The following is a 25,454-nucleotide window of genomic DNA, read 5'->3' as shown; positions in this document are numbered from 1 at the left end:
TGTCACTCCTCGGGTCGTACTTCGGGTACACCGGTCAAACGCGCGGTGCTGCTATCAACATCCTGCCACGTGTCGACGTCGACCCCGGTTTCGGATTCGTCCATCAACCCCATGAGCTTCAGCCCCGACAGCAGGTCGCGCATGCTGGCGCCGTTGACGCGATCGCCGAGGCGGTCTACGGCCGCGCGCAGGGCGGGCGCCCGGTAGATTCCGGCGAGCCACTGGGCGTGGCCGGTGTAGTCGGTGAGATGCACGCCGTCGGTTTGTTCACCGATTTTCTCGAGAGCGGATGCCGCGGTGACCAGCAGGCGCGCAGCATCCGCTCCCCACGGCAGATCGCAGGCGAGCACGAGCAGCCAGGTGGCCGGTTCGTCAACGTTCGCCTCTCCGTTCGCTTCGATATTCATATCGCCGTGTGTCGCACCTTGGGCCGCGCTATGGGTCGCGAGCGCGGCGAGACCGGCCGCGATTCCGGCTACCGGTCCGCCGAAGGGTGGGTCTTCGAGGGCCCAGATCAGCGCGGAGGGTGTGGCGGAGCCGGCGGCGGGCAGTGCGGCCGCTGCAGCCACGGTCGCGGGCGACCCGAGATCAGGTGCGGGTTCAGATACGGGTTCAGATGCGGGTGCAGATGTCGAGGGTGCGGGGTGCGCGGCGAACGGAGGTGTGCCGGCGGCGGGCTGTGCCGCGAACGGAGGTGTGCCGGCGGCGGGCTGTGCGGCGGGCGGGCCGACGACGACGGTGTACCGCGCGACCGGTCGGGCGTCGAGCACTCTGGAGAGCAGAGTGCGCCCGGCCACCTCGACGGCGGGTTTGAGCACGCCACCGAGACGGCTGCCGCGCCCGCCCGCGAGCACGATGAGGTCAATGGTGAGTGACGGAGGTGGATTCATGAGGCGTGCCCTTGGCAGGAGCGCGTCCAATATGGCTGCGCACGACAGTAACCGGCGTAGCGGCTATCCGTAGCGGGCACGGTCAGGGGAGGGAGCATCCGCTTAGCCTTGGCGGCGCAGCCAGTCGCCGGACTTGCCGCCGCTCTTGGCGAGCAGGCGCACGTTCTCGATTGTGACGGATTTGTCGAGGCCCTTGACCATGTCGACGACGGCGAGGGCGGCAACAGAGACGGCGGTGAACGCCTCCATCTCGACGCCGGTGCGGTCGGCGGTGCGCACGGTCGCGGTGATGCTGACGCCGTCATCCTCGACCGTCAAATCGACGACGGCACCGTGCACGCCGATCACGTGTGCGAGGGGTAGCAGGTCGGCAGTCTTTTTAGCGCCCTGGATTCCGGCGATGCGGGCCACGGCGAGCACATCGCCCTTGGGCGCAGTGCCATCGCGGAGCGCCGCGATCACCCTGGCACTGCAGCGCACGAAGCCCGCCGCGGTGGCGCTGCGCACGGTCGGAACCTTGTTGGTGACGTCGACCATCCGGGCTTGTCCGGCCGAGTCGAGGTGGGTGAATGGCTGGGCGGGCACTGCCGCGTCGGGCATGTCGGTGGTGTGCGTCATGATGTCAGCATGACAGTGATGAGGTCGCCTCCGCGAACGTGAGTCGTGTCTTCGGACACGACGGCAAGACCAGTTGCCTGCGCCAGGCCGGCGACGAGGTGTGAACCCGACCCGCCGCGGGAGGCCGGGCGCACCTCGATCTGGGCGCCGTCTCGGGTGCCGCCGGTGCCGGTGCCAGCACCGGTCGCGGTGCCGGAATCGGTACGGTGCGTGACGATGACGGGCATGTACTGGGCGCGTCCAGGCGGGGACTTCCAACCGTCGGCGACGGTCGCCGTGATGGTGCGGCGGTGCAGCTCCGGGTGGCCGAGCAGGCGGCGCAGCGCGGGGCGCACGAACACCTCAAAAGACACAAAGGCGCTGACCGGGTTGCCGGGCAGGGCGAAGATGAGCGGTCCGGGCACGTTTCCTGTGGCGGGCCAGCGTCCGAACCCTTGTGGCTTGCCGGGTTGCATCTTGACCGGTCCGAAGTGCACGGTTCCGAGCGGCTGAAGCACGGCTTTGACCACGTCGTACGCTCCGACGCTGACACCGCCGGAGAGCACGATCACGTCGACCGTGCCAGCCAGGTCGGTGAGCAGCGCGCCCAACGTGTCGTTGTTGTCGGGCACGGCGCCCACCCGGATGGCAACGCCGCCGGCTTCGGTGACGGCCGCCGCCAGTAGAAAGGAGTTGGAGTCGGGAATTTGACCGCGATGGGTCGGGCTGCCGGGGGTGACGAGTTCGCTGCCGGTGGAAATGACCGCGACGCGCGGCGCCGGGTGCACCAGCACCGAGCCGGTTCCGGCGCTCGCCGCTGCGGCGACCCGGGTGGGCCAGAGCACGCTGCCCGCGCTCAGAACCCGGTCCCCAGCGTGGGCGTCTTCGCCGGCGCGGCGTACGTGCGCCGCGGTTTCGGGGGCGCGCACGACAGTGACCAGATCGGTGCCCTGATCGGTGTCTTCGATCGGGACGACGGCATCCGCTCCGTCGGGAATGGGCGCGCCCGTCATGATGCGCGCGACCTGCCCGGGCACCAGGCGCGGATTCTCGGCGGTGCCGGCGGCCAAATCGGCGACGACGGGCAGCATAATCGGGTTCTGCGCGGAGGCGCCGAGCAGATCCGCGCGGATCACGGCGTAGCCGTCCATGGCGGAGTTGTCGAAGGGAGGAGTATCGGTCGCTGAAAGCACGTCTTCGGCGAGCACCAGGCCGCGCGCGGCGTCGAGCGACACGCGCACCGGCACCATCGGCTTCACGTCGGCCAGAATGACCGCGAGTTGATCGGTAACGGTGCGAGCGGATGCGGCCGGCGCACAGGCATCCGTTCTTTCGGAATGCGCGTGGACGTGGTCGTGCCTGTGCCCATTTTCGTTCACGGTCGCATCGGCGGTGTCGTCGCGGTGAGCATCATGCGTATGCCCATGTTCATCTTCGTGTGCGCCGCCGGCGTGCGCACATCGAACCTCGGACGGTTCCCCGCCGAGCACATCGTGTTCGTCTGACAAGGGCGATGCGTCGCGTGCGGAACCGTCAGGCAGATTCGTCTCGGTCATCGGCTAGGCGAGACTGTCGGTCTGGCCCGCGCTGCCGGTGTCGTCCCGGGCCGACGCGTGCCTCCCGGTCGGAGTCGGCTCGAGGGACGGCCATCGGCTGCCGATGCCGGTCGCGCGTCCGGCCGTGACGAGGTCGTCCCAGGCCACGATCCCACCGGTGAGCACGGAGACGTCGGTGAATCCGGCCTCGCGCAGCGCGGCAGCAGCGCGGGCGGCTCGCCCACCGGCGTGGCAGTGCACGATCAGCGGGGTGTCCTCCGGGAGGGCCGCCCGGCCGGTGTCGGAGAGTACTCCGTCGGTCAGGAGCTCGCCGAGTGGCAGGAGCTGGGCCGTCGGAATGGAACTTTCGGCGTTCTCGTTCGGCTCGCGAACGTCCAGCACGAGAAAGTTGTCGATTCCGTCGCGTTGGGCTTCGAGGCGTTCGACGAGTTCGGCACCGGAAACCTCGGCGGTGTTCTCTGCGGCGACGCGGGCGGTATTCTCTGTCGCGCGCTCGGCAGCGGTCGGTTCGGCGGCAATGCCGGTTCCGACCAGCGGAATCTCACTGAAGCGGCCTGACAGGGCATCGATCACGAGCACCCGGCCGATCAGTGGGGAGCCGATTCCGGTGATTAGCTTGATAGTTTCGGTCGCCATGAGCGATCCGACCTGGCCACAGAGAGCGCCGAGCACTCCGGCATCGGCGCAGTTGGGAACCTCGCCGTCGGCCGGCGGCGTTGGAAACAGGTCGCGCAGGTGCACTCCGGTGATGCCCGAGCCCGCCGGAGGCGTGGCCCAGAACACCGAGAGCTGAGCATCGAATCGCAAAACGGATGCCCACACCAGCGGCAGCCCGAGCCGCGCGCAGGTGTCGTTCACGAGGAACCGGGTCGGAAAGTTGTCGGTGCCGTCGATGACCACGTCATAGCCGCCGATGATCTCGGCCGCGTTACCCGTTACCAGGCGCTGGGCGTGCCGAACGACGGTGGTTTCCGGGGCGATCTCGGCGATGCGTTCCGCGGCGCTGTCCACCTTGGGGCGGCCGACATCCGTTTGACCGTGGACGATCTGGCGCTGGAGGTTGCTCGGTTCCACGTCGTCGCCGTCGACGATGCCAATGGTGCCGACGCCCGCTGCCGCGAGGTAGAGCAGCGCGGGGGAGCCGAGTCCACCGGCGCCGAGCACGAGCACCCGGGCGTTGGCGAGGCGGCGCTGGCCGAGTTCGCTCAGCTGGGGGAGGCGGCGCTGGCGAGCGGTCCGCACGGATTCGGATGCGCTGAGGCGGTCAACGGGCTCAACGAGGGGAGGAATGGCCATGGCTTAACGCTAGGCGCTGCGCGACGTCACGGCCACCGGTTTGCCGCAAGCCGGCTTGCGAAACCGCCAGGCACGCCGCATGCCTCACAGCCACTCGGTGGCTAATTCAGGAAATTGTCGGCTATCGGACCCAGAACGGGCTGTTTTCGACCCACGAGACGTGGATTTCCTGAATTGGCCACGGCCGATCGCGATGACAGAGAACAAAGCAGTGGGTCAAAACCGCAGATGCGGTGCTATCGTGCAATTCATGACGCAATATCGGATCAGTGAGGCCGCCGAGCTGCTCGGCGTCAGCGACGACACTGTGCGCCGTTGGGTCGACGGTGGCCGTCTCGCGGCCGACGCCGACGCATCCGGTCGCCTCGTGGTCAACGGAGCTGCGCTCGCCGCCTTCGCCGTCGACCAGGCAAGCACCCCGGCAGACCCGTCAAGCGTAGGCCGCAGCGCCCGCAACCGCTTCGTCGGTATCGTCACCGCCATCACCATGGATACGGTCATGGCCCAGGTCGAGCTGCAGTGTGGCCCGCACCGCATAGTCTCGCTCATGTCGAGTGAGGCCGTGCGCGAACTGGCGCTCGAGGTCGGCTCGCTCAGTGTCGCCGTGATCAAGGCTACCAATGTGATTGTTGAAACTCCGGGACGGATGCCGTGACCCGCCTCCCGCAGGTCCTCGCCGCGCTCGCCGTGCTCACTCTCACCGGCTGTGTCACGGACACCGGGCCCGTGCCGCTGCCCCTCAACGTCTACGCGGCCGCCTCGCTGGGCCCCGCATTTGACGAGATCGCCACCCTGCTCGAAGACGCGAACTCCTTCGTTGATGTGCACGTCACCTACGACGGGTCTTCCACTCTCGCCACTCAAATTGCCGCCGGCGCCCCCGCCGACGTGTTTGCGAGCGCCGACCAGCAGAACCTTCAGCCGCTCGCCGACGCCGGGCTCACCGGCGCGGCCACCGTGTTCGCTGGCAACACCCTCCGCATTGCGGTCGCCCCCGGCAACCCGCTGCAGATCGAGACTTTAGAAGATCTGGCCCGCTCCGGCGTGATCACCGTGCTGTGCGCGGCGCAGGTGCCGTGCGGCGCGGCATCCGCTGCCCTGCTCGCCAACGCCGGAGTCACGCTCACGCCCGCGAGCGAAGAGCAAAATGTGACGGCTGTCGTCACCAAAATCGCCAGCGGCGAAGCGGATGCCGGCCTCGTCTACGCGACGGATGTCGCCGCCAACCCCGGGCGCATCGACGGCCTGACCCCGGCCGGAGCCGATGCGGTCATCGGGCGCTATCCGATCGCGGTCGTGGAAGGCAGCGCACACATCGAGGAGGCTCAGGCTTTCGTCGACCTTGTGCTCTCGCCTGCGGGGCAGTCTGTGCTCGCCGCCCACGGATTTCTCGCTCCGTGAGCCTCCTCTTTCGACCGGGCCCGAGCCAACCCCACGCAACCAGGCCCACGCCAGATCATGGGCCCAGTTTCCGGGCCCGGGCCCGGAAAGTAATGCTCCGACACGTCACGCACCGGTGTCCGTGCTCGGCGCACAGGCGGCGGTCGGCATGATCCCGCGCGTTCTCTACCTGCCCGCGAGCATCGGCCTCGGACTGCTGGTGCTGCCGCTCGCCGGCTTGCTGCTCAGGGTCGACTGGCCAGGCCTCCCGGCTCTGCTCCTCTCGCCGGAAGCGCTGCAGCCGCTGGGGCTGTCGCTCGCGACGGCATCCGTTTCGACGCTGCTTTGTCTACTGTTCGGCGTGCCGCTCGCCGTCGTCATCGCCCGATCGCAGCCGCGCGTGGCGGGCCTGCTGCGCGCGCTTGTGACCGTGCCGCTCGTGCTGCCGCCGCTGGTCGGCGGCATCGCGCTGCTTTCCCTGCTCGGACGTGGGGGTGTGCTCGGCAGCACCCTCGAACTGGTCGGGCTGCGCATTCCGTTCACGACCGCGGCCGTCGTCCTGGCGCAGACCTTCGTGGCCCTGCCTTTCCTCGTGATCGCCGTCGAGGGCGCGTTGCGCACCGCCGGCACCCGCTTCGAACGGGTCGCTGCAACCCTCGGCGCCCATCGTGGCACCGTCTTCGCCCGCATCACCCTGCCGCTCGTGGGCCCCGGGCTGCTTGCAGGCACCGTTTTGAGCTTTGCCCGCGCGCTCGGCGAGTTCGGCGCGACGGCCCTGTTCGCCGGCAACCAGGCCGGAGTCACCCGTACCATGCCCCTCGCCATCTACACCGCCTTTAACGGCTCGGGCGTGACGACTGACCAGGCCGTCGCCCTGTCGCTGCTGCTGATCGCGGTCGCCGTGATTATTCTTGTGCTGGTTGGCACCCGCCGCGCGAGCGTGCTCTCATGACCATCCTAAAAACGGATGCCCGCTGTCGCGCCAACGCCACCGTCCCGCAGAGCGCGATCCACTCTTCTACCGCGAGCAGACCGGCGGACTCCGTGCGCGGGTTCACCTGCCCGTGGCTACCGGGCCTCGCCAACGCCCCGACCCGGAGCCCGCTCTCATGACCCCCGCCCTCTGGAAATCCGCCGCCAACGACCTCCTCGCTGCCAACCTTCAGCTCACCCGCGGCTCGTTCACGCTCGACGTTCAGCTCGCCCTCGCACCGGGCGACGTGCTCGCCCTGCTTGGCCCGAATGGCGCAGGCAAGTCGACCGTACTCGAACTGCTCGCCGGCCTCGCCACACCCGACTCCGGAACCGTCACGATCGACGGTGCAGTCCTCACCGCGCCCGGCCGATTCGTGACGGCGGAAAACAGGGCCATCGGGCTCCTCGGGCAGGAGCCTCTGCTCTTTCCGCACCTCAGCGCTCGCAACAATATTGCTTTCGCCCTGCGCGTCGGCGAAGCGCACCTGAACGCCGCCGAGTCCCGAAAACAGGCCGACCGCTGGCTCGACCGCGTCGGTCTGCACAGCTTCGGCGAGAGCAAACCCGGTTCCCTCTCCGGCGGGCAGCAGCAGCGCGTGGCCCTCGCCCGCGCGCTCGCTGCCGGCCCACGCCTGCTATTGCTCGATGAGCCGATGGCCACCCTCGACGCCGAAACCGCGCCGCTCATGCGCCAACTCATCCGCGAGCAGCTTGCCGACACCAGCACGAGCGCCATCATCGTCACCCACGACATCGTCGACGCGGTCGTGCTCGCGAATCGCGTCGCCGTGCTGCACGACGGCGCTCTCATCGACGAGGGCACGACCGCCGCGGTGCTCGCCGCCCCGCGCAACCCGTTCGTCGCAGCCCTCGCCGGCGTCAACCTTGTCGTCGGCACCACGCAGAACGGGGCGGTCGTCGCCCCCGACGGCCGCGTCTTCTGGGTGCGGCCAGCGGATGCCGGCGACCTCGCCTCGGTCGGCCCCACGCCCGCTTCACCCGCCACACCGCTGGCCGTCGATGCCCCCGCCGGTCTCGACTCCGAAGCCCCGGTCGTCCCAATCCAAGCTACTGCCACCTTCGGCACCCAGGCCTCAGCCGCCGCCCGGGCGCCGAGTCCGCAGAACGCGCCCGCCGCGGCCGTCTTTCGACCGGCATCCGTTGTCGTGCAGATGGATCGCCCGCGACACGCGAGCCCACGCAACGTCTGGTCCGCCCGCGTGACCGGCATCGAGCCGGGCAGCGGCGGCGTGCGCCTGCGCACGAGCGGCGATCCCGAGGTCATCGCCGAACTCACCCCCGCCGCGGTCGCCGACCTCGGGCTGCAGCTCGGCTCGACCGTTTGGCTTTCGGTCAAAGCCACCGAAGTGAGCGCCTACCGCCGCTAAGCTCGGATGCGGGGCACGTCGATGGGGGCAGGGGGATGCTGATGCCGGCACTACGGGTGACCGATTCCGTGCTCGAGGGCCTGACTGCAACGCTGTCCGGAGCGACGGCACAGCTAAGTTTTTCTGACTGGACTTTTCGCTGGCCAGAGGGCGCAGTGCAGAGCGATTCGGTCGCGGCAGCCTTGCGCGATGCGACCTCGCAACAGACCGAACGAGCCGACCTGGCCGGGCTGGTCCTGACCGCCCTCGGCGAATTTCCCAGTACCGTGGCCGAAAAATTCCGCGCGACCGATTCCACCCTCGGCCGAAAGCTGAACTGACCATGTGGACCGCCGCCAATCCGGGGTTGGGCGAGCCGAACGAAATTCTGTCCGAGGCCAGGCTGCGCTCCGGCAAAGCGGATGCCCTCCGCACCCTGCAAATACAGCTGACCGGCGCGCAATCCCAGGCTCAATCCACCGAGTGGACTGCGGTCTCCCGCGACGCCTTCGTTTTGCGCCTCGAGGCCCTGGTCCCCGAGATCGATCTACTGATTCGCGGGCTGGACGCGCAGGCAGCAGCCCTGGAGACGTACTCCGTCACAGTTGACGAGATTCAGGGCGACCAGCGCCTGCTCGAAGCGCAGCGGACCACCGCGGACGGCGACCTCTACGACCTGCAGTGGAGGCGCACCGACTTCACGATGCAGAGCAACCTTTTCGCAATATCCACTGCTGATCGAGATGCACGCCGGGAGGAAGCGTTCGAGAAGGTCACGGCGCGGATCGCCGCCATCGATTCGTTGTGGCAGGAGTTGTCGACGCGGCGCAGTGCCGCCGATGCCGCCTGTGTGAGCGACCTCGGGTCCGAGCAGGTGCTCGGCGCGACCGCCTGGTTCGGCTCGAACGCGGCGACCCGGGCGTCTGTCGACGACCTGATCGCCCGAGTGAATGCCTTGTCGGCGACCGATCTGGCCGTGTTGATCGCCACAGATCCGGGTCTGCTCAAGCGGATGCTGGGCACCACCCCCGAGACCGTTTCCGAACGCTGGGAGCAGCTGGCCGAACCGGCCCGGCTCGCCCTCATCGCCGGCGCTCCAGCGCTGCTTGGATCGTTGAACGGCCTGCCGGCGCTCGCCCGTATTGCCGCCAACCGGCTCAATGCCGGTACTCGTATTGCCCAGATCGACGCCGAATCCGCCACGGTCCTGAACTCGCTGAAGTCCGTTGAGGGGTATTTCGAGGCCATGGCCAAGCTGAAAGAACTTGAGCTGGAGCGCGAGTACTTGCAGGCTGCGGAGCACGGGCTGATCCAGCTGTACCTCTACGACCGTGACGGGTCGCGGATCGTGGAAATGCTGGGAACGCCGTCGTTCGAGACACGCCACCGCATCACCTATGTCCCCGGTACCATGAGCAATATGGGCATGTTTTACGACGGCTCGGTTCAACGACTGTCTCAGTGGTTCGTCGTCAGTCATCCTGACACCGTCGCGTTCGTCTACAAGGACGGGCTTTTTCCAGGAGACTCGGACGGCCCCTTGGGAGGCAAAATCGGCTACTTCGGTGAGTCGGCATTGCGGACGCCGGTGGGAATAGCGGATGCGAATTCCGCAGCTTTCACCGAACGGACCGGCCCGATTCTTGCTGATTTCGAGACGGGTCTGAACTTCGACCACTTGCTCGCTGACGCCACATCGACAGCCATCGGTCATAGCTGGGGGCTTGCCAACATCACCTCGGCAGAAGTCGCCGGAGCCCACTACGACTCGGTTGTCTCGTTGTCCGGAGCATGGATGCCCAAAGACTGGACGCCTAGCCCCAGGACCACTTACACCGATTTTTCGTATCAGGATATTTTGCAGTCGGCACAAGACCTTGGTGTCGTCGGCGACGGGAACAACCCTCGCTCGAGTGAAGCCTTTCACGCCGAGCCCTACTATCAGGGACCGAAGCCCTTGTATTCGGTGGATGGGAACGGGACCTTTACAGTGAACCCGAGCGTGCCGATGGATAACCACAACCTCGTCGCAACCGACGACGTGAACAATCGAGAGGTCCTCAGAGATCTTCAGGAGCTGATCTACGAATGATTGCGCAGGGAAAAATGGCGGCTTTTATCGGAATGATCGCTCTCTCTGTTGGGCTTGCAGCATGTGCGCCGAATCAGGGAAGTGAGACGACCATGGATCTACAAACAGCTAAGGGAATCGCGATGGCGATGGAGGACGAGACGGCTGCACTCGTTCCTCCCGAGAATGTGGGCGACCAGTCCCAGTTGCAGATGACGTATTTGTTCGGCTGCGCGGATGGCCGGTTGTCGTGGCCTGGTCTAACGACGGTCACTCTGACCGGTGATGTTGATGCGGAGGCCCTGATCGAAGTCATCGCCTCTGCCTGGGAGCAGAAAGACGGTGTTGTCGTGAAGAGGCTCACGACCAGGCAGGGGGCGCCGCGTGTGGATATGACCGGCACTCAGGGAGACTCCTACAGCGCGGCGATCTGGGCTCCCGGCACCGAACTGAAAATCGACTCGTTTTCGCCGTGTTTTGAGTTGGAGGGCGGTACGAAGCCCGGCATGAAGTACTGAGCAGGAGCCAACTCCAACAAGGGCCTGCAGGGAGGAAATGACTAGTGAAATGTCAGCTTATTCCCGCAGTGTTTCGAGCTGGAAGACAGGCGGTATCCGTCGGCTAAATACTTATTACAACAGCATCACGGCGTAGCGCGGGAGTACGGTGGCAGAACCGACCAAGGAGATTTATGACCCCGTCTGAATTGCTGATCGAAGAATTCACCCGCATCCAGGGCACCGTGCGCAAGACCCTCAAGGGTGCGTCCGTCGCCACACTGACTTTTCGAGCGGATGCTGACACCAACACCATCGCCTGGCTCACCTGGCACCTGTCCCGCGTGCAGGACGACCACCTCGCCGACCTCGCGGGCACCGCGCAGGTGTACACCGGCCAGGGCTGGGTCGAACGATTCGACCTTCCGTTCGGGCCGACGGCCACCGGCTATGGACACACCTCGGCCGATGTCGCGGCCGTTCGCGCCGACGCCGAGCTGCTCGGCGGCTACTACGACGCCGTGCACACCGCGACCGTGGCATACCTGGGCACCCTCGCCGAGGCCGATCTCGACCGGGTCATCGACGATTCCTGGACCCCCGCGGTCACCGTCGGCGTGCGCCTCGCGAGCGTGCTCTCCGACGACCTGCAGCACGCCGGCCAGGCCGCCTTCGTGCGAGGCCTGGCCGACCGCGCTGCCGGTTAGCGTTTGCTGGCTGTCTGAGAAAGCCGGCCCCGTGAATCAGGGAACCTTGGCGGAGAATGGGGGATTCGAACCCCGCGAATGGGTGTCGTGCGTCACCCGACACGCTGCGTTGGTACTTGCGGAGAATGGGGGATTCGAACCCCCGAGGGCTTTCACCCAACACGCTTTCCAAGCGTGCGCCATAGGCCACTAGGCGAATTCTCCTGGCCGCCGTTTCAATAAAGCAACGGCACCACAGAATCTTACCTGTTCCTAGCAGATGCTGCCGCCACCTTCGGTTGGTGCAGTCTCGTCGCGTGCCCTAAACTAAGGGTCGGCTCCTCGCGTGGCGCCATCTCGGCCAATTCCCCCAGGACGGAAACGTAGCAAGGGTAACCGGGCTCTGGCGGGTGCGCGAGGAGTCTTTTCTATGCCCACACGGCCGCGAAAGCGGGTAAACGGTTGCTTCGGTACCTGCGTGGCAACCTCTTTCGCGCGCAGATCGTATGAATTCTTGGCCCCCATTGGGCCGATCATGCAAAAAGCGGGACCTTTGGCACTGAGCTTTGCCTTTATGGCTCCATAGGATTGAAGTAGCGCGGCTATGTCGCCGTGCCACGATGCGGAGGACCGATGATCAACGAATCCGGCACCATGACCTGGCCCTCGCGCGCGCCTGTACTGCTCAGCGCTGAGGCGCTGAGCAGTATCGACGCCTGGTGGCGGGCCGCGAACTACCTCACCGTCGGCCAGATCTACCTGCTCGACGACGCCCTGCTCACCGAGCCGCTCACCCTCGAGCATGTCAAGCCGCGCCTGCTTGGCCATTGGGGCACAACGCCCGGCCTCAACTTTCTCTACGCGCACCTGAACCGCGCCATCCAGGAGCGCAGCCAGAGCACCATCTACATCACCGGCCCCGGTCACGGTGGCCCCGGAATGGTCGCCAACGCCTATCTTGACGGCACCTACACCGAGGTCTACGCCGACATCGAGCAGAACGCCACCGGTGTGCAGAAGCTGTTTCGCCAGTTCTCCTTTCCCGGCGGAATCCCCAGCCACGCCTCGCCCGAGCTGCCCGGGTCCATCCACGAAGGCGGTGAACTCGGCTACGCCCTCAGCCACGCCTACGGGGCCGCGTTCGACAACCCCAATCTGCTCGTGGCGGCGGTGGTCGGCGACGGCGAGGCTGAAACTGGCCCGCTCGCGACCAGCTGGCACTCCAACAAGTTCCTCGATCCGCTGCAGGACGGCGTCGTGCTGCCTATTTTGCACCTCAACGGTTACAAGATCGCCAACCCCACCGTGCTCGCCCGCATTCCCGAGGACGAGCTTCTCGACCTCATGCGCGGCTACGGTCACACTCCTTACATCGTCTCCGGTGGCTTTGACGGCGAAGACCCGATGCTCGTGCACGCGCGCATGGCCGCGACCCTCGACCTGGTGCTCAACCAGATCGCCGAGATCAAGGCAGCAGCTGCTCAGGCCGACCAAAACAACGAGGATTTCGCCCGTCCGCGCTGGCCCATGATCATCCTCCGCACCCCCAAGGGCTGGACTTGCCCCGCCGTCATCGATGGCGTGCAGGTCGAAAACACCTGGCGCGCGCACCAGGTTCCACTGGCCAACGCCCGCGACACCCCGGCGCACACGGCCCTGCTCGAAGAGTGGATGCTGTCCTACCGTCCCGCAGAACTGTTTGACCAAAACGGTGCTCCCGTGGAACAGATTCGCGCCCTGGCCCCTCAAGGCGACCTGCGCATGAGCGCCAACCCGGTCGCCAACGGCGGACTCCTCCGCAAGGATCTGCGCCTGCCCGACTTTCGCGATTTCGCCGTGGACGTGCCGGAGCCGGGCGCAACGCTCAATGAGGCGACGCGCGTGCTGGGCGGCTACCTGGCTGAGGTCATCCGCTTAAACCCGGACAACTTTCGCATCTTCGGGCCGGATGAAACCGCCTCGAACCGACTAGCTCCGGCGGTCTACGCGGCGACGGACAAGCAGTGGAACGCCGAGCTTCGGCCCGGCGACACCAACCTCGCCCGGGCCGGCCGCGTCATGGAGATGCTGAGCGAACACCAGTGCCAGGGCTGGCTTGAGGGCTACTTGTTGACCGGGCGGCACGGGCTGTTCAACTGCTACGAGGCGTTCATTCACATCGTCGATTCGATGTTCAACCAGCACGCCAAGTGGCTCAAAGTGACTGCCGAGATCCCGTGGCGGGCGCCGATCGCGAGCCTGAACTACCTGCTGAGCTCGCACGTCTGGCGGCAGGATCACAACGGGTTCAGCCACCAGGATCCCGGATTCATCGACCACGTCGTCAACAAGAGCGCCGACGTCGTGCGGGTTTACCTGCCCTTCGACACGAACACGCTGCTCTCCACCTACGACCACTGCTTGCGCAGCGTCAACTATGTCAACGTCGTCGTGGCCGGCAAGCAGCCGGCGCCGAACCTACTCACCATGGAGGAGGCCGTTGCACACTGCACCCGGGGCCTCGGAATCTTTGACTGGGCCGGAACCGAAATCGCCGGTCAGGAGCCCGATGTCGTGCTCGCCGCCGCCGGTGATGTGCCGACGCTCGAGGTGCTCGCCGCCGCCAAGATTCTGCGTGAGAACCTGCCAGATCTCTGCGTGCGGGTCGTGAACGTCGTCGACCTGATGCGGCTGCAGTCGGCGGATGACCACCCGCACGGCCTGAGTGACAGCGCCTTCGACGCCGTTTTCACACCCGACAAGCCGATCATTTTCGCCTATCACGGGTATCCGTGGCTGATCCATCGGCTCACCTACAAGCGCCACGGCCACGACAACCTGCACGCCCGCGGCTACAAGGAGATCGGCACCACGACGACTCCGTTCGACATGGTCATGCTCAACGACCTCGACCGTTATCACCTCGTCATGGACGTCATCGACCGCACCCCCGGTCTCGCCGCGCGTGCCGGCCTCCTCCGACAGCGGATGCAAGACGCCCGCTTGACCGCGCGCCAATATACCCGAGACCACGGCGAAGACCTGCCCGCCATCACCGACTGGTCTTGGTCTTCCCGAGCGGATGCCGCCCCCCGCGCCACCTCGACCGGTAGCGACAATGTCTAACCCAACTCGACCGCCATCGACCAACCCAAACTCGGTATAGCGTGGATCACGACTTACCTCTATGATCTCGCCGGCGCACTCCCAATTTGAATAAGCTTGAATGGACACCGTGGCTCGAAGCATCTATATCACCAGCGCAGAAGGCAATACCGGCAAGTCGACGATCGCGCTCGGCGTGCTCGACACGCTCACCCATCTCGTGGAGCGGGTCGGTGTGTTCCGCCCGGTCGCCCGCACCGCAACCGAGCCCGACTATGTCGTCGAGCTTCTTCTTCGACACCTGCATGCGAACGCCGGCCCCGGCGCCGCCGCCGGACAAACCTACGAGCAGAGCATCGGTGTCAGTTACGACGACGTCAACACCGATCCAGACGCCGCACTGGCCCGCATCGTTGCGCGGTACAAAGCAATCGAGGCCAACTGTGACACCGTCGTCGTCATCGGCAGCGATTACACCGACGTCGGCAGCCCCACCGAACTCGCCTTCAACGCGCGCATCGCGGCAAACCTCGGCGCTCCCGTGCTGCTCGTGCTCGGTGGCCGAATCGGCCCGGGCGAGGGCGAACGTCTTGGTCAGAGCGACGCCCGCTCCTGCACGGACATCGCCCAGCAGACCGACGTGGCGCTGGCGGAATTGCGCGACGAACACGCATCCGTTTTGGCGGTCATCATCAATCGGGCCGACGAGAATGCGCTGCCGGCCATCATTGACGCGGTGCGGGTCACCACCAATGCCCAGCCGGCGCGGTCCGGCGGAGCTTTCGGCGTGCCGATCTGGGCCATTCCCGAAGACCCATACCTCGTCGCGCCGAGCATGCAGAGCATCATGGAGGCCACCGAGGGAACCCTGATCAAGGGCGACCCTGCCCTGCTGGCTCGCGAGGCGCTCGGCGTCGTCGTGGCCGCGATGTCGATGGTCAACGTGCTGCCGCGCCTGATTCAAGGCGCCGTCGTCGTCGTGCCGGGCGACCGGGAAGACGTACTGCTCGCCGTGCTGCTGGCCAACGCCTCCGCAACCTTCCCGTCGATCGCCGGCATCGTGCTCAATGGCGGCTTCGAGCTGCCCGAGGCGATCCAACAGTTGGTGGAGGGTCTCGCTCCCTCGCTGCCGATCATCAGAACATCACTCGGCTCCTACGACACGACCATGCGCATCACGCGCGCTCGCGGACGTCTCGCGGCCGACTCGCAGCGTAAGCATGACACCGCACTGGCGTTGTTCGAGACTCACGTCGACGCATCCGCTTTGCTCGACCGGCTCGATGTGAGCCGGGCCGAGGTCGTCACGCCGCTCATGTTCGAGTACGCCCTGCTCGAGCGCGCGCGCCAGAACCGCCAGCACATCGTGCTGCCCGAGGGTGAGGATGACCGTGTGCTGCGCGCCGCCGCCACCCTGCTGGCCCGCGACGTCGTCGAGCTGACCATTCTCGGCGAGGAATTCGAGGTGCGCTCGCGCGCGATCGGCCTCGGCCTCGATATTTCCAAAGCCCACGTAGTGAGCCCGTACGACGATCTGCTGCGAATCAAGTTCGCCCACGAATATATGCAGTTGCGAGCACATAAGGGAATCACGCTCGACCAAGCCAATGAAACCGTCACCGACGTGAGCTATTTCGGCACGATGATGGTGCAGCTGGGCCTCGCCGACGGCATGGTGTCCGGTGCAACGCACACGACTGCGCACACCATCCGGCCAAGCTTCGAGATCATCAAGACCCAGGCCGGTGTTGGAGTGGTGTCGAGCGTGTTCCTGATGGCGCTCGCCGACCGCGTGTTGGTCTACGGCGACTGCGCCGTTATTCCGGTACCGACAGCCGAGCAGCTCGCCGACATTGCCATTTCGGCCGCGGCGACGGCCGTGCAGTTCGGCATCGAGCCGCGCATCGCGATGCTGTCGTACTCCACCGGAACCTCTGGTGAGGGCGCCGACGTCCAAATGGTGCGCACCGCCACCGCCCTCGTGCGTGAGCGCCAGCCCGACCTGCTGGTCGAGGGTCCGATTCAATACGATGCAGCAGCGGATGCCGCGGTCGCGGCCACCAAGATACCCGGTTCCAACGTGGCTGGCCGCGCCACGGTGTTCATCTTTCCCGATCTCAACACCGGCAATAACACCTACAAGGCGGTACAGCGCAGCGCGGGAGCCGTCGCGATCGGACCGGTGCTGCAGGGTCTGCGCAAGGCGATAAACGACCTGTCGCGCGGAGCCCTCGTGCAGGACATCGTGAACACTGTGGCGATTACCGCCATCCAGGCGGCCGGACTGACGGATGCCGCCGCCCTGGCGGCCGTAGTGGATGCGACACCGGCCGGAGCCATCCGATGACCGCTGTTCTGGTCGTTAACTCGGGGTCGAGCTCCTTCAAATATCAGCTGATCGAGATGGACACCGAGACCACCCTCGCGAGCGGTTTGGTCGAGCGTATCGGCGAGCTCATGGGGCACTCGTCTCATTCGGTAACCGGCATAGACGACGCCGACGGTGCCAAGACCTGGCAGGAACTGCCCATTCCCGACCACACGGTGGGCTTCGCTGTCATGCTCGAGGCCTTTCACTCGCACGGCCCCTCGCTCAGCACCCATGCGCCGGTCGCGGTCGGCCACCGGGTCGTGCACGGCGGGGCTCGTTTTCACGAGCCGACACTCGTGACACCGCAGGTTGAACGCGACATCGACGAGCTCTCCGGGCTCGCGCCGCTGCACAACCCGGGCGCGCTGCAGGGCATCGTGGCCGCTGAGATCGCCTTTCCTTCGGTGTCGCACGTGGCCATCTTCGACACAGCCTTTCACCAGACCCTTCCGCCAGAGGCGTTCACCTACGCGATCAACGTGGGCCTGGCCGAGCGGTTCCGCATTCGTCGCTACGGGTTTCACGGTACGAGCCACAGCTTCGTCTCGCGTGCCGCCGCGGAATTCGTCGAGCGTCCGCTGGCTGACCTGAACCAGATTGTGCTGCACCTCGGCAACGGCGCATCGGTGTGTGCGGTGCGCGGCGGCCGATCGGTGGAGACGAGCATGGGCATGACCCCGCTCGAGGGTCTCGTCATGGGCACCCGTTCGGGCGACATCGACCCGGGCGTGCTGTTTCACCTGCACCGTCGAGCCGGTCTCGACATGGACGAGCTCGACACCCTGCTGAACCGCGGAAGCGGGCTGATCGGCCTCACCGGTCGCGGCGACATGCGCGACGTGATCGTGGCAGCGGAGTCCGGTGATGGTCCGTCCCAGCTCGCCATTGACGTCTATGTGCATCGGCTCAAGCACTACGTGGGTGCCTACTTCGCCCAGCTGGGTCGGGTCGACGTGGTCACGTTCACGGCGGGAGTTGGCGAGAACGACCCCATGGTGCGTGCTCGCGCGGTCGGTGAACTCGAGGCGTTCGGAATCCGGATCGATCCGGAGCGCAACGCCGCTGCGGATCGAGGTGCGCGGCGTATCTCGGCCGACGATTCTGCGGTCACCGTTCTCGTCATCCCCACCAACGAAGAAATGGAAATAGCCCGCCAGACCCTGGCTACGGTGCGCTAGCTCGCGGCTGCCGCGAGCTAGCGGCGCCCACGCCGGCCTCGGCGTGCGCTCGGTGCCGTGTACGGCAGCAGACTGAGCGACACGAGCACGCTCAGAGCCGTGCAGGTATGACCGTCTGCATCAAGTTGTTTATGAGCCAGGTCACGATCAGCAGAAAGCAGAGAAATGTCACTGCGCTCAGGCCGATTTGACGCTGAACTGGGCCTAAGCGCGCGCGATCTTCGCACTCAAGCACGCCCGGCCGCGCACGTCATTCGTGGGTGCGGGGGTCTTGACATTCAGGCGCACGCCTGCGGGCGGGCGAGTGTCGGTGCGGGCAAGTACCATTAGAGCGTGGTTACCGCCCTGTATCGCCGCTACCGGCCAGAGACCTTTGCCGAGATGATCGGCCAGTCCCAAGTGACTGATCCGCTGATGACGGCGCTTCGCACCAATCGGGTGAATCACGCCTATCTGTTCAGTGGCCCGCGCGGCTGTGGCAAGACCACGAGCGCGCGCATCCTGGCCCGCTGCCTGAACTGTGCCGAGGGCCCCACCGACACTCCGTGCGGCGTCTGCCCGAGCTGCGTCGAGCTCGCCCGCGACGGCGGGGGGTCGCTCGACGTCGTTGAAATCGACGCGGCGAGCCACAACGGTGTCGACGATGCCCGCGACATTCGCGAGCGCGCCATCTTCGCGCCCGCTCGCGACCGCTACAAGATCTTCATCCTCGACGAGGCGCACATGGTGACGCCGCAGGGCTTCAATGCACTGCTCAAGATCGTCGAAGAGCCACCGGAACACGTGAAGTTCATCTTCGCGACGACCGAACCCGAAAAGGTGATCGGCACCATCCGTTCGCGTACCCATCACTATCCGTTCCGGCTGGTGCCGCCGGGTCCGATGCTCGAATACGTGCAGCAGATGTGTGACGTCGAGAAGATGGTCGTCGCTCCCGGCGTGCTGCCGCTCGTCGTGCGTGCCGGCGGAGGTTCGCCGCGCGACACCCTGTCGCTGCTCGACCAGCTCATGGCCGGGGCCGACGGGCAGTCCATCGAGTACGAACGCGCTGTCGCCCTGCTCGGATACACGAGCGCCTCGCTGCTCGACGAAGCCGTCGACGCCATCGGAGCTCGCGATTCCGCTGCCGCGTTCGACGCCGTCGACCGGGTCATTCAAACCGGGCAAGATCCGCGCCGGTTTGTTGAAGACCTCCTGGAACGGATGCGAGACCTCATCATCGTCGCGGCCACGAGCGTCGCGGGAGCTGCAGCGGTGCTGCGCGGGGTACCGCAGGACGAGCTGGAGCGCATGAGCGTGCAGGCATCCGCTTTCGGACCGGCCGAACTCTCGCGCACCGCCGACATTCTCAACGCCGCGCTCACCGAAATGAGCGGGGCCACCTCGCCGCGCCTGCACCTCGAACTCATGATCGCACGCGCCCTGATTCCCGCGACCGATGACACGACGCGCGGCGCGCTCGCCCGAGTCGAGCGGCTCGAGCGTCGCATCGGAGTCGACGGAGTCGGAGCGGTCGCTGCGGTGGCGCCTATTACTGCAATCGTCGCCCCCGTTGCAGCTGCTGTGCCCGCTGCTACTGCTGTGCCCGTTTCGACTGCTGGGCCTGTTTCGACTGCTGGGCCTGTTGTAGCGCTGGTGTCGGTACGACCGGCGGCGGTTCCCGGCGCTCCCGTCACGCTTCAGCAGCTCAAAGATGCCTGGCCCGAAATTGTCGAAGTCGTCAAGAACGAGAAGACCACCGCGTGGCTGGTCGTCTACACCGCGCACGTGCTCAGCCTGAACGGTGACGTGCTCGCTCTGTCGTTCCCGAGCCAGGCCGACGTCGACAGTTTCAAGCAGCAGAAGGTTCCCGGAATGGGAACGAGCGACTTTCTGCGCACCGCGATCGTCGCCGTACTCGGACTTCAGGTCAAGTTCATCGCGCGTGTCGATTCCGGCCGCGAAACATCCTCGCCGAGTGCATCGTCCGGCGGCTCGACGGCCGTCGCCGCGGAGCCTGCGCCAGCCGCACTCACGCGTGATCCGACCCCGTCGCCACTCGCTGGAGCCGACGCTGATTCGAGCGCCTCGACGGCCGCGACCGTGCCGACACCCGACGCGACAGCGTCGGCCTCGTTGCCCGCGCCGACGTCGGCAATTTCCGCGGCGGCATCAGCACCCTCTGCGTCTGCGACCGCGCCGACCACGTCGGTGTCTCCCGCGTCTGTGNGCGTCTGCGACCGCGCCGACCACGTCGGTGTCTCCCGCGTCTGTGCCTTCGTCACGGGCCACCGCTACAGTACGGGCGACCGCGGCCCCCGCCACAACGGCAGGAGCCTCGTCCGTGGCTGCCTCGCCCGTGGCTGCCTCGACCAGCGGATGGGCCACCGTCGCCATCCCCGGCTCGCCCAACGGTCCGGTACTAACCGTTGTCGAAGACGACACAACGCATACCGTGTCTCCCGGCATGTCCGTTGCATCTACAGCGAACGACCAGGCAGCCCCCGATTCTCCGTCGCCCGTTCGAGCGCAGTCCCTTCGCACCCCGGAGGCCCCCGGGGGAGTGTCACCCGACGGCTCCGTGCCCGCGACTGCTTTCGCATCGCGATCTCGCGACGACGAACTCCCGTTCGATGACGTACCCCCGCCGTTCGACGACGACGTTCCCCCCGAAGTGGACGCACCCGTCGAGGAACGCGTGCCAGATTACGGGACGCACGCTGAGGCATCCGCTTCGCAGCAGAGTAGTCACGCAAACGGTCAAGAGCAGCAGAACGCGCACTCCCCTTACGAGCAGACTTCTGGCCAGCAGACTTCTGGCCAGCAGACTTCTGGCCAGCAGACTTCTGGCCAGCCGACGCCGAGCCAGTCGACTTCGAGCCAGCCGAACGTTCAGCAGCCGGCACAGCGCCAACGCCCGAACTCGTCCGGCCAGCGCGGAGCTGCGAAAGACCCGTCCCGCGCGCCGTCTTTCGCTGAGAAGCAGCGCTATGGCGAGGCCGTGGTGCGCGAGATCCTGGGCGCGACCTTCATCGAAGAACAGCCGTACACCGCGGCACCCCGAACCAGAAACGACTACTAGATCATGTATGAAGGCATTGTTCAGGAATTGATCGACGAGCTCGGCCAGCTTCCCGGAATCGGACCGAAGTCGGCGCAGCGTATCGCGTTCCACATTCTGCAAACCGAGAAGTTCGACGTGACTCGGCTCGCGAACGTACTGCTCGAGGTGCGCGACAAGGTACGGTTCTGCGACATCTGCGGCAACGTGTCTGAGCAGCCGACCTGCCTGATCTGCCGCGACCCGCGCCGCAATCCCTCGTCGATCTGCGTGGTCGAAGAGTCCAAGGACGTCGTCGCGATCGAACGCACCCGCGAGTTCAAGGGCCTCTACCACGTGCTCGGCGGAGCCATCAGCCCGATCGATGGCGTCGGCCCCGACGATCTGCGCATTCGCCAACTCATGCAACGCCTCGCGGACAACACCGTGCAAGAGGTCATTATTGCCACCGACCCAAACCTGGAGGGGGAGGCGACTGCCACCTACCTCTCGCGTCTGTTGACGACGCTCGAGATCAAGGTAACGCGTCTCGCCTCTGGCCTGCCCGTCGGCGGCGACCTGGAATACGCCGACGAGGTCACTCTCGGCCGCGCCTTCGAAGGTCGCCGCGAGGTCACGCACTAGTTAGTCGCCGCTCCACACCTGCTCCGCCCCGCACGTGCTCCGCACCTGCCCCGCACCTGCTCCGCGCCGCGCTGCCCCGCCTCGCCCGCCCGCGCATCCGCCGAACGCCGCCGCACAGTGTCACATGGCACCCACGCGCAAGCACCAGCATTTAGAATGGGAACTTGGACGCAGCCCGCAGACAGGCCTGCGAAACCCCCATCTCAGGAGTCACATGAGCTTGATCGTGCAGAAGTTCGGCGGATCATCCGTCGCCGATGCCGAAAGTATCAAGCGGGTCGCCAAGCGCATTGTAGACACTCGCAAGGCCGGCAACGAGGTCGTCGTCGCCGTCTCGGCGATGGGCGACAGCACCGACGAGCTACTCGACCTCGCCCACCAGGTCACGCCGTTGCCCGCCCCGCGCGAGCTCGACATGTTGCTGACTGCGGGCGAACGCATCTCCATGGCGCTGCTCGCGATGGCAATCAAGAGCCTCGGCTACGACGCCCGCTCCTTCACCGGCAGCCAGGCTGGCATGATCACCGACGCGAGCCACGGCTCAGCCCGCATCGTTGACGTTACGCCCGGGCGTATCCGTGATGCTCTCGATGAGGGTGCCGTCGCGATCGTCGCCGGGTTCCAGGGCTTCAATCGCGACACCAAAGACATCACCACCCTCGGGCGCGGCGGATCCGACACCACGGCCGTCGCACTGGCTGCGGCTCTCGGCGCCGCCATTTGCGAGATTTACACGGATGTCGATGGCGTCTTCACCGCGGATCCGCGCGTCGTGCCCAAGGCTCGCAAGCTCGAGCGGGTCACGAGTGAAGAGATGCTCGAACTCGCAGCCGCTGGAGCCAAAGTTCTGTATATTCGTGCTGTGGAATATGCCCGGCGCCACGGCGTCACGCTGCACGTGCGCTCATCCTTCAACAACAACACCGGCACCGTCGTGTACAACGCTGCAACCGCGCGAGAAAATGGAGAAATTGTGGAAGAGCCCATCATCGCCGGGATCGCCGCCGATCTGAGCGAAGCGAAGGTCACTGTCGTCGGCGTTCCCGACATTCCCGGCAAGGCTGCCTTGATCTTCAAGATCGTGGCCAAGACCAACGCCAACGTCGACATGATCGTACAGAACGTGTCTGCTGCGTCGACCGGACTCACCGACATCTCCTTCACCCTGCCCAAGTCGGAGGGGCAGCAGGTGCTCACGGCCTTGACCAATGAGCGCGACCGCATCGGATTCGCCGGCCTGCAATACGACGACCAGATCGCCAAACTCGCCCTGGTCGGCGGCGGCATGCGCACCAACACGGGTGTCTCGGCGAAACTGTTCGAGGCGCTCTACGAAGCCGGGATCAACATCGAAATGATCTCAACGAGCGAGATCCGAATCTCGGTCGTCACCCGAGCCGACACCATCAACGAAGCCCTCCGCGTGGTACACACCGCGTTCGGGCTCGATGGCGACGCCGAAGCCATCGTGCACGGCGGCTCCGGCCGTTAGCTCCGGCACATGCCGCCTCGAGATGTGAGTTTCGCACCCGTTACCGGCCGAAACCGGCCAAAACTCACACCTCGGCGAACGGATGCCCCGCCTCACCACCCGCACCATCTCGTCACCCCACCTTTCGGTGACTAATTCAGGAAATCGACCCGCAGTATCCGCTCTGGGCAGCAAATATCGGCAGGATCGCCGGTTTTCCTGAATTAGCCACGGAAGACAGCCTCAACGACGTTAGGAAACACACGTGACCACCTCAGCCAGCACTTCTGCAATCAACATCGGCGTCGTCGGAGCCACCGGACAGGTCGGTGCCGTCGTGCGTCGTCTGCTGGAGGAGCGCGAATTTCCTGTCAAGAGCATTCGCTTTTTCGCGTCGGCACGCTCGGCCGGTACCATCCTCACCTTTCGCGGCGAGCCGATCACGGTCGAAGACGCCTCCGTCGCCGACCCGACCGGAATCGACGTTGCCATCTTCTCGGCCGGCGCCACCCTCTCCAAGGCGCAGGCCCCCCGCTTTGCCGCTGCCGGCGTCACCGTCGTTGACAACTCCTCTGGCTGGCGCATGGATCCGGACGTTCCCCTCGTCGTCAGCGAGGTTAATCCCGAAGCCATCAAGCTCGCCGTCAAGGGCATTATCGCCAACCCGAACTGCACCACCATGGCCGCCATGCCCGTGCTCAAGGTGCTGCACGACGAGGCCGGGCTCAAGCGCCTGATCGTCAGCACTTACCAAGCGGTCTCCGGCAGTGGCCTCGCCGGAGCGTTCGAGCTCGCCAGCCAGGTACGCGTCGCCGCGCAAGACGAGAACCTGTTCCAGCTCGTGCACGACGGCAGCGCCGTCACCCTGCCCGCGCCCACCATTTACGCCCGCCCGATCGCGTTCGACGTGATCCCCCTGGCCGGCAGCATCGTCGACGACGGCCAGTTCGAGACTGACGAAGAGAAGAAGCTGCGCAACGAAAGTCGCAAGATCCTCGGGCTGCCCGAGTTGCTCGTCTCCGGAACCTGCGTGCGCGTGCCGGTCTTCACCGGCCACTCGCTTTCGATCAACGTCGAGTTCGCCAAGCCGATCAGTGTCGCCCGCGCCGAGGAACTGCTCAAGACCGCGCCCGGCGTCGAACTGACCGACATCCCCACCCCGTTGCAGGCAGCCGGGCAGGATGCGAGCTTCGTCGGCCGAATCCGTCAGGACGAAGGCGTAGCGGATGGCCGTGGCCTGGCCCTCTTCATCAGCAACGACAACCTCCGCAAGGGTGCAGCGCTGAACGCCGTGCAGATCGCCGAGCTTATCGCCGCCGACCGCCTCGTGCCCCAGGCCTGACTCCCACAATCACCCGCACCAAGACCCCCAGTTCGGCCCCTTGGGGGTAAGTAGCGTGGGCATTGACTGAGTGGGCCGAAGAAAGTTTTTTGGGGTTGCTGCAGTGCGTCTCCTTCGGCGTGTCCGATATTCGGGCGCTTGTCTTCATCGCTCTGGCCATCGCTCTGGCCATCACCGTGCTGAGCTTCGGCTGGCCCGACTCGCCATCGACTGTATGGCCGTCAATGTAGATGTCGAGCAGATCGAGCCCGAACCATTAGGTGGGTTCTTCGAGGATCTGCGCCTGTAATATCCGAAAACCCGACCTTGTCTCGAATTCAACGAACGGTCGGCCGTGCCGGGTGTCGCCGAAGATTCGCACTCGGTCCGCGTGCTCCGCATCCAGCAATCGGAACTGTTCGAGAGGCTGCGCTGCTCGAATCCCGCCGCGAGGAGCGCACCGTCGACGCCATCTTCAACACCGTTGATTTCAGCGTGGTCGGGTTCAAGCGCGAGTCCAAATCGAACTTCGTCAACCGCGCCCAGCGCGAGCTGTGCACCGGGTGCGGCGGTCACCGCTATGACGGGTGCGCGGTATTGCGGGCTGGATCCAGGCTCGACGATATTCAAGATGTTGTGAAGGTGGCCGCGACGACCCTCGAACCAGACCTGAAAGAAGCGAGCAGCTTTGTCTGCCTGTTTCATGCCAGTCTCGACATGGACACCGGCGTGCACTGCATCGATGCCGGACGTGCACTGTCGCTTGTTCGGGCAGACGCTTCCAGTCGACTCATGGCCACCAGCGGTCGCCCTCTTGGGGCTGAGGTCGAACAGGAACGGATCGAAGAATCCGTGCAGTCGGGGTACGGCGACAGTCTCGTCTCGGTCAGCGACGGTGTTCTTGACCTGTTCGACGGCACACTCGGGGCGCTCGGCAAAGTGGCAGAGATAGTTCGGGCGTCAGTGAGTGCGCAGGCTGCTGTCGACCACATTATGAGCCAGGCCGGCCCGGTGGGTACCCGATGATGTCATTGTCATCGTGGTGAGCCG

At 65.8% G+C, this 25,454-nt stretch carries 24 protein-coding genes, 1 tRNA gene and 1 other RNA gene; 21 read left to right on the top strand and 5 right to left on the bottom strand.

Going from position 1 to position 25,454, the window contains the following annotated elements:
* Nucleotides 1–2 precede the first annotated feature (2 nt).
* The 3 genes from CXY73_RS15965 to glp all read right to left on the bottom strand — a co-directional run bounded on the left by CXY73_RS15965 (nucleotide 3) and on the right by glp (nucleotide 2,866).
* Nucleotides 3–890, bottom strand: coding sequence for a molybdenum cofactor guanylyltransferase (locus CXY73_RS15965; RefSeq protein ID WP_104178252.1), 888 nt, complete (start codon nucleotides 888–890; stop codon nucleotides 3–5).
* Nucleotides 891–992: 102 nt separating this feature from the next.
* Nucleotides 993–1,508: a cyclic pyranopterin monophosphate synthase MoaC gene (gene moaC / locus CXY73_RS15960; RefSeq protein WP_233198390.1), complete on the bottom strand. Its 516-nt coding sequence runs from the start codon at nucleotides 1,506–1,508 to the stop codon at nucleotides 993–995.
* A complete protein-coding gene (gene glp, locus CXY73_RS15955) occupies nucleotides 1,505–2,866 on the bottom strand; it encodes a gephyrin-like molybdotransferase Glp (RefSeq protein ID WP_233198389.1) in 1,362 nt (453 codons plus the stop codon). Before glp ends, moaC begins: the two co-directional genes overlap by 4 nt.
* On the opposite strand from glp, the gene CXY73_RS22935 reads away from it, so the two are divergent.
* A complete protein-coding gene (locus CXY73_RS22935) occupies nucleotides 2,849–2,992 on the top strand; it encodes a hypothetical protein (protein ID WP_233198388.1) in 144 nt (47 codons plus the stop codon). The two genes, glp and CXY73_RS22935, sit on opposite strands and share 18 nt — an antisense overlap.
* Before the next feature lie 54 nt (nucleotides 2,993–3,046).
* Here CXY73_RS22935 and CXY73_RS15950 read toward each other — a convergent pair whose 3' ends face one another.
* The gene (locus CXY73_RS15950) at nucleotides 3,047–4,339 is read right to left on the bottom strand and encodes a ThiF family adenylyltransferase (RefSeq protein WP_104178250.1); all 1,293 of its coding nucleotides are present in this window, start codon (nucleotides 4,337–4,339) and stop codon (nucleotides 3,047–3,049) included.
* A gap of 250 nt (nucleotides 4,340–4,589) precedes the next feature.
* Here CXY73_RS15950 and CXY73_RS15945 point away from each other — a divergent pair, with 250 nt between their 5' ends.
* From CXY73_RS15945 to CXY73_RS15910, 9 genes are all read left to right on the top strand, one after another.
* Nucleotides 4,590–4,994: a molybdopterin-binding protein gene (locus CXY73_RS15945; RefSeq protein ID WP_104178249.1), complete on the top strand. Its 405-nt coding sequence runs from the start codon at nucleotides 4,590–4,592 to the stop codon at nucleotides 4,992–4,994.
* Nucleotides 4,991–5,740 carry a molybdate ABC transporter substrate-binding protein gene (gene modA / locus CXY73_RS15940; RefSeq protein ID WP_104134284.1) on the top strand — a complete coding sequence of 250 codons (750 nt, stop codon included), beginning with the start codon at nucleotides 4,991–4,993 and terminating at the stop codon, nucleotides 5,738–5,740. Before CXY73_RS15945 ends, modA begins: the two co-directional genes overlap by 4 nt.
* A 148-nt stretch (nucleotides 5,741–5,888) precedes the next feature.
* On the top strand, nucleotides 5,889–6,671 hold the full coding sequence (locus CXY73_RS15935) for an ABC transporter permease (RefSeq protein WP_104134300.1): 783 nt from the start codon (nucleotides 5,889–5,891) through the stop codon (nucleotides 6,669–6,671).
* Complete coding sequence (locus CXY73_RS22060; RefSeq protein WP_158254147.1) at nucleotides 6,668–6,832, top strand: hypothetical protein; 165 nt, start codon at nucleotides 6,668–6,670, stop codon at nucleotides 6,830–6,832. The genes CXY73_RS15935 and CXY73_RS22060 overlap by 4 nt, the downstream gene beginning before the upstream one ends.
* On the top strand, nucleotides 6,829–8,082 hold the full coding sequence (locus CXY73_RS15930; RefSeq protein WP_104178248.1) for a sulfate/molybdate ABC transporter ATP-binding protein: 1,254 nt from the start codon (nucleotides 6,829–6,831) through the stop codon (nucleotides 8,080–8,082). The genes CXY73_RS22060 and CXY73_RS15930 overlap by 4 nt, the downstream gene beginning before the upstream one ends.
* Nucleotides 8,083–8,123: 41 nt before the next feature.
* Nucleotides 8,124–8,402 (top strand): hypothetical protein, encoded by a 279-nt coding sequence (locus tag CXY73_RS15925; RefSeq protein WP_146071785.1) that lies wholly within the window; start codon nucleotides 8,124–8,126, stop codon nucleotides 8,400–8,402.
* Nucleotides 8,403–8,404: 2 nt separating this feature from the next.
* A complete protein-coding gene (locus CXY73_RS15920) occupies nucleotides 8,405–10,153 on the top strand; it encodes a hypothetical protein (protein WP_104178247.1) in 1,749 nt (582 codons plus the stop codon).
* Complete coding sequence (locus CXY73_RS15915; RefSeq protein WP_104134288.1) at nucleotides 10,150–10,650, top strand: hypothetical protein; 501 nt, start codon at nucleotides 10,150–10,152, stop codon at nucleotides 10,648–10,650. Before CXY73_RS15920 ends, CXY73_RS15915 begins: the two co-directional genes overlap by 4 nt.
* A gap of 173 nt (nucleotides 10,651–10,823) precedes the next feature.
* Complete coding sequence (locus CXY73_RS15910; RefSeq protein WP_104134289.1) at nucleotides 10,824–11,336, top strand: DinB family protein; 513 nt, start codon at nucleotides 10,824–10,826, stop codon at nucleotides 11,334–11,336.
* Between the two features lie 119 nt (nucleotides 11,337–11,455).
* Here the strand turns inward: CXY73_RS15910 and CXY73_RS15905 are convergent.
* Nucleotides 11,456–11,540, bottom strand: a tRNA-Ser gene (locus CXY73_RS15905).
* Nucleotides 11,541–11,648: 108 nt separating this feature from the next.
* On the opposite strand from CXY73_RS15905, the gene ffs reads away from it, so the two are divergent.
* The 11 genes from ffs (at nucleotide 11,649) to CXY73_RS15855 (ending at nucleotide 25,430) form a co-directional block, all read left to right on the top strand.
* Nucleotides 11,649–11,745: signal recognition particle sRNA small type (gene ffs / locus CXY73_RS15900), an RNA gene on the top strand.
* Nucleotides 11,746–11,948: 203 nt separating this feature from the next.
* A complete protein-coding gene (locus CXY73_RS15895) occupies nucleotides 11,949–14,420 on the top strand; it encodes a phosphoketolase family protein (RefSeq protein ID WP_104178246.1) in 2,472 nt (823 codons plus the stop codon).
* A gap of 109 nt (nucleotides 14,421–14,529) precedes the next feature.
* On the top strand, nucleotides 14,530–16,746 hold the full coding sequence (gene pta / locus CXY73_RS15890) for a phosphate acetyltransferase (protein WP_104178288.1): 2,217 nt from the start codon (nucleotides 14,530–14,532) through the stop codon (nucleotides 16,744–16,746).
* The gene (locus CXY73_RS15885; protein ID WP_104178245.1) at nucleotides 16,743–17,948 is read left to right on the top strand and encodes an acetate/propionate family kinase; all 1,206 of its coding nucleotides are present in this window, start codon (nucleotides 16,743–16,745) and stop codon (nucleotides 17,946–17,948) included. The genes pta and CXY73_RS15885 overlap by 4 nt, the downstream gene beginning before the upstream one ends.
* A gap of 333 nt (nucleotides 17,949–18,281) precedes the next feature.
* Complete coding sequence (locus tag CXY73_RS22930) at nucleotides 18,282–20,564, top strand: DNA polymerase III subunit gamma and tau (RefSeq protein ID WP_104178244.1); 2,283 nt, start codon at nucleotides 18,282–18,284, stop codon at nucleotides 20,562–20,564.
* Between the two features lie 37 nt (nucleotides 20,565–20,601).
* Nucleotides 20,602–21,009, top strand: a complete 408-nt coding sequence (locus CXY73_RS15875; RefSeq protein WP_158254146.1) for a hypothetical protein — start codon at nucleotides 20,602–20,604, stop codon at nucleotides 21,007–21,009.
* A 3-nt stretch (nucleotides 21,010–21,012) separates the two neighbouring features.
* A complete protein-coding gene (gene recR / locus CXY73_RS15870) occupies nucleotides 21,013–21,612 on the top strand; it encodes a recombination mediator RecR (protein WP_104178242.1) in 600 nt (199 codons plus the stop codon).
* A gap of 214 nt (nucleotides 21,613–21,826) precedes the next feature.
* Entirely contained in the window at nucleotides 21,827–23,104 is a 1,278-nt protein-coding gene (locus CXY73_RS15865) for an aspartate kinase (protein WP_104134294.1), read from the top strand.
* Between the two features lie 244 nt (nucleotides 23,105–23,348).
* On the top strand, nucleotides 23,349–24,425 hold the full coding sequence (locus CXY73_RS15860) for an aspartate-semialdehyde dehydrogenase (RefSeq protein WP_104178241.1): 1,077 nt from the start codon (nucleotides 23,349–23,351) through the stop codon (nucleotides 24,423–24,425).
* A 62-nt stretch (nucleotides 24,426–24,487) separates the two neighbouring features.
* Complete coding sequence (locus CXY73_RS22055; protein ID WP_158252961.1) at nucleotides 24,488–24,655, top strand: hypothetical protein; 168 nt, start codon at nucleotides 24,488–24,490, stop codon at nucleotides 24,653–24,655.
* 76 nt (nucleotides 24,656–24,731) lie between these two features.
* A complete protein-coding gene (locus CXY73_RS15855) occupies nucleotides 24,732–25,430 on the top strand; it encodes a SpoIIE family protein phosphatase (RefSeq protein ID WP_158254145.1) in 699 nt (232 codons plus the stop codon).
* Nucleotides 25,431–25,454: the final 24 nt, after the last annotated feature.

This window comes from Cryobacterium sp. Y50, assembly GCF_002929805.1.
Taxonomy (GTDB): domain Bacteria; phylum Actinomycetota; class Actinomycetes; order Actinomycetales; family Microbacteriaceae; genus Cryobacterium.
The sequence above is the reverse complement of the archived record's forward strand: the minus strand, read 5'-3'. Positions and strand labels throughout refer to the sequence as shown.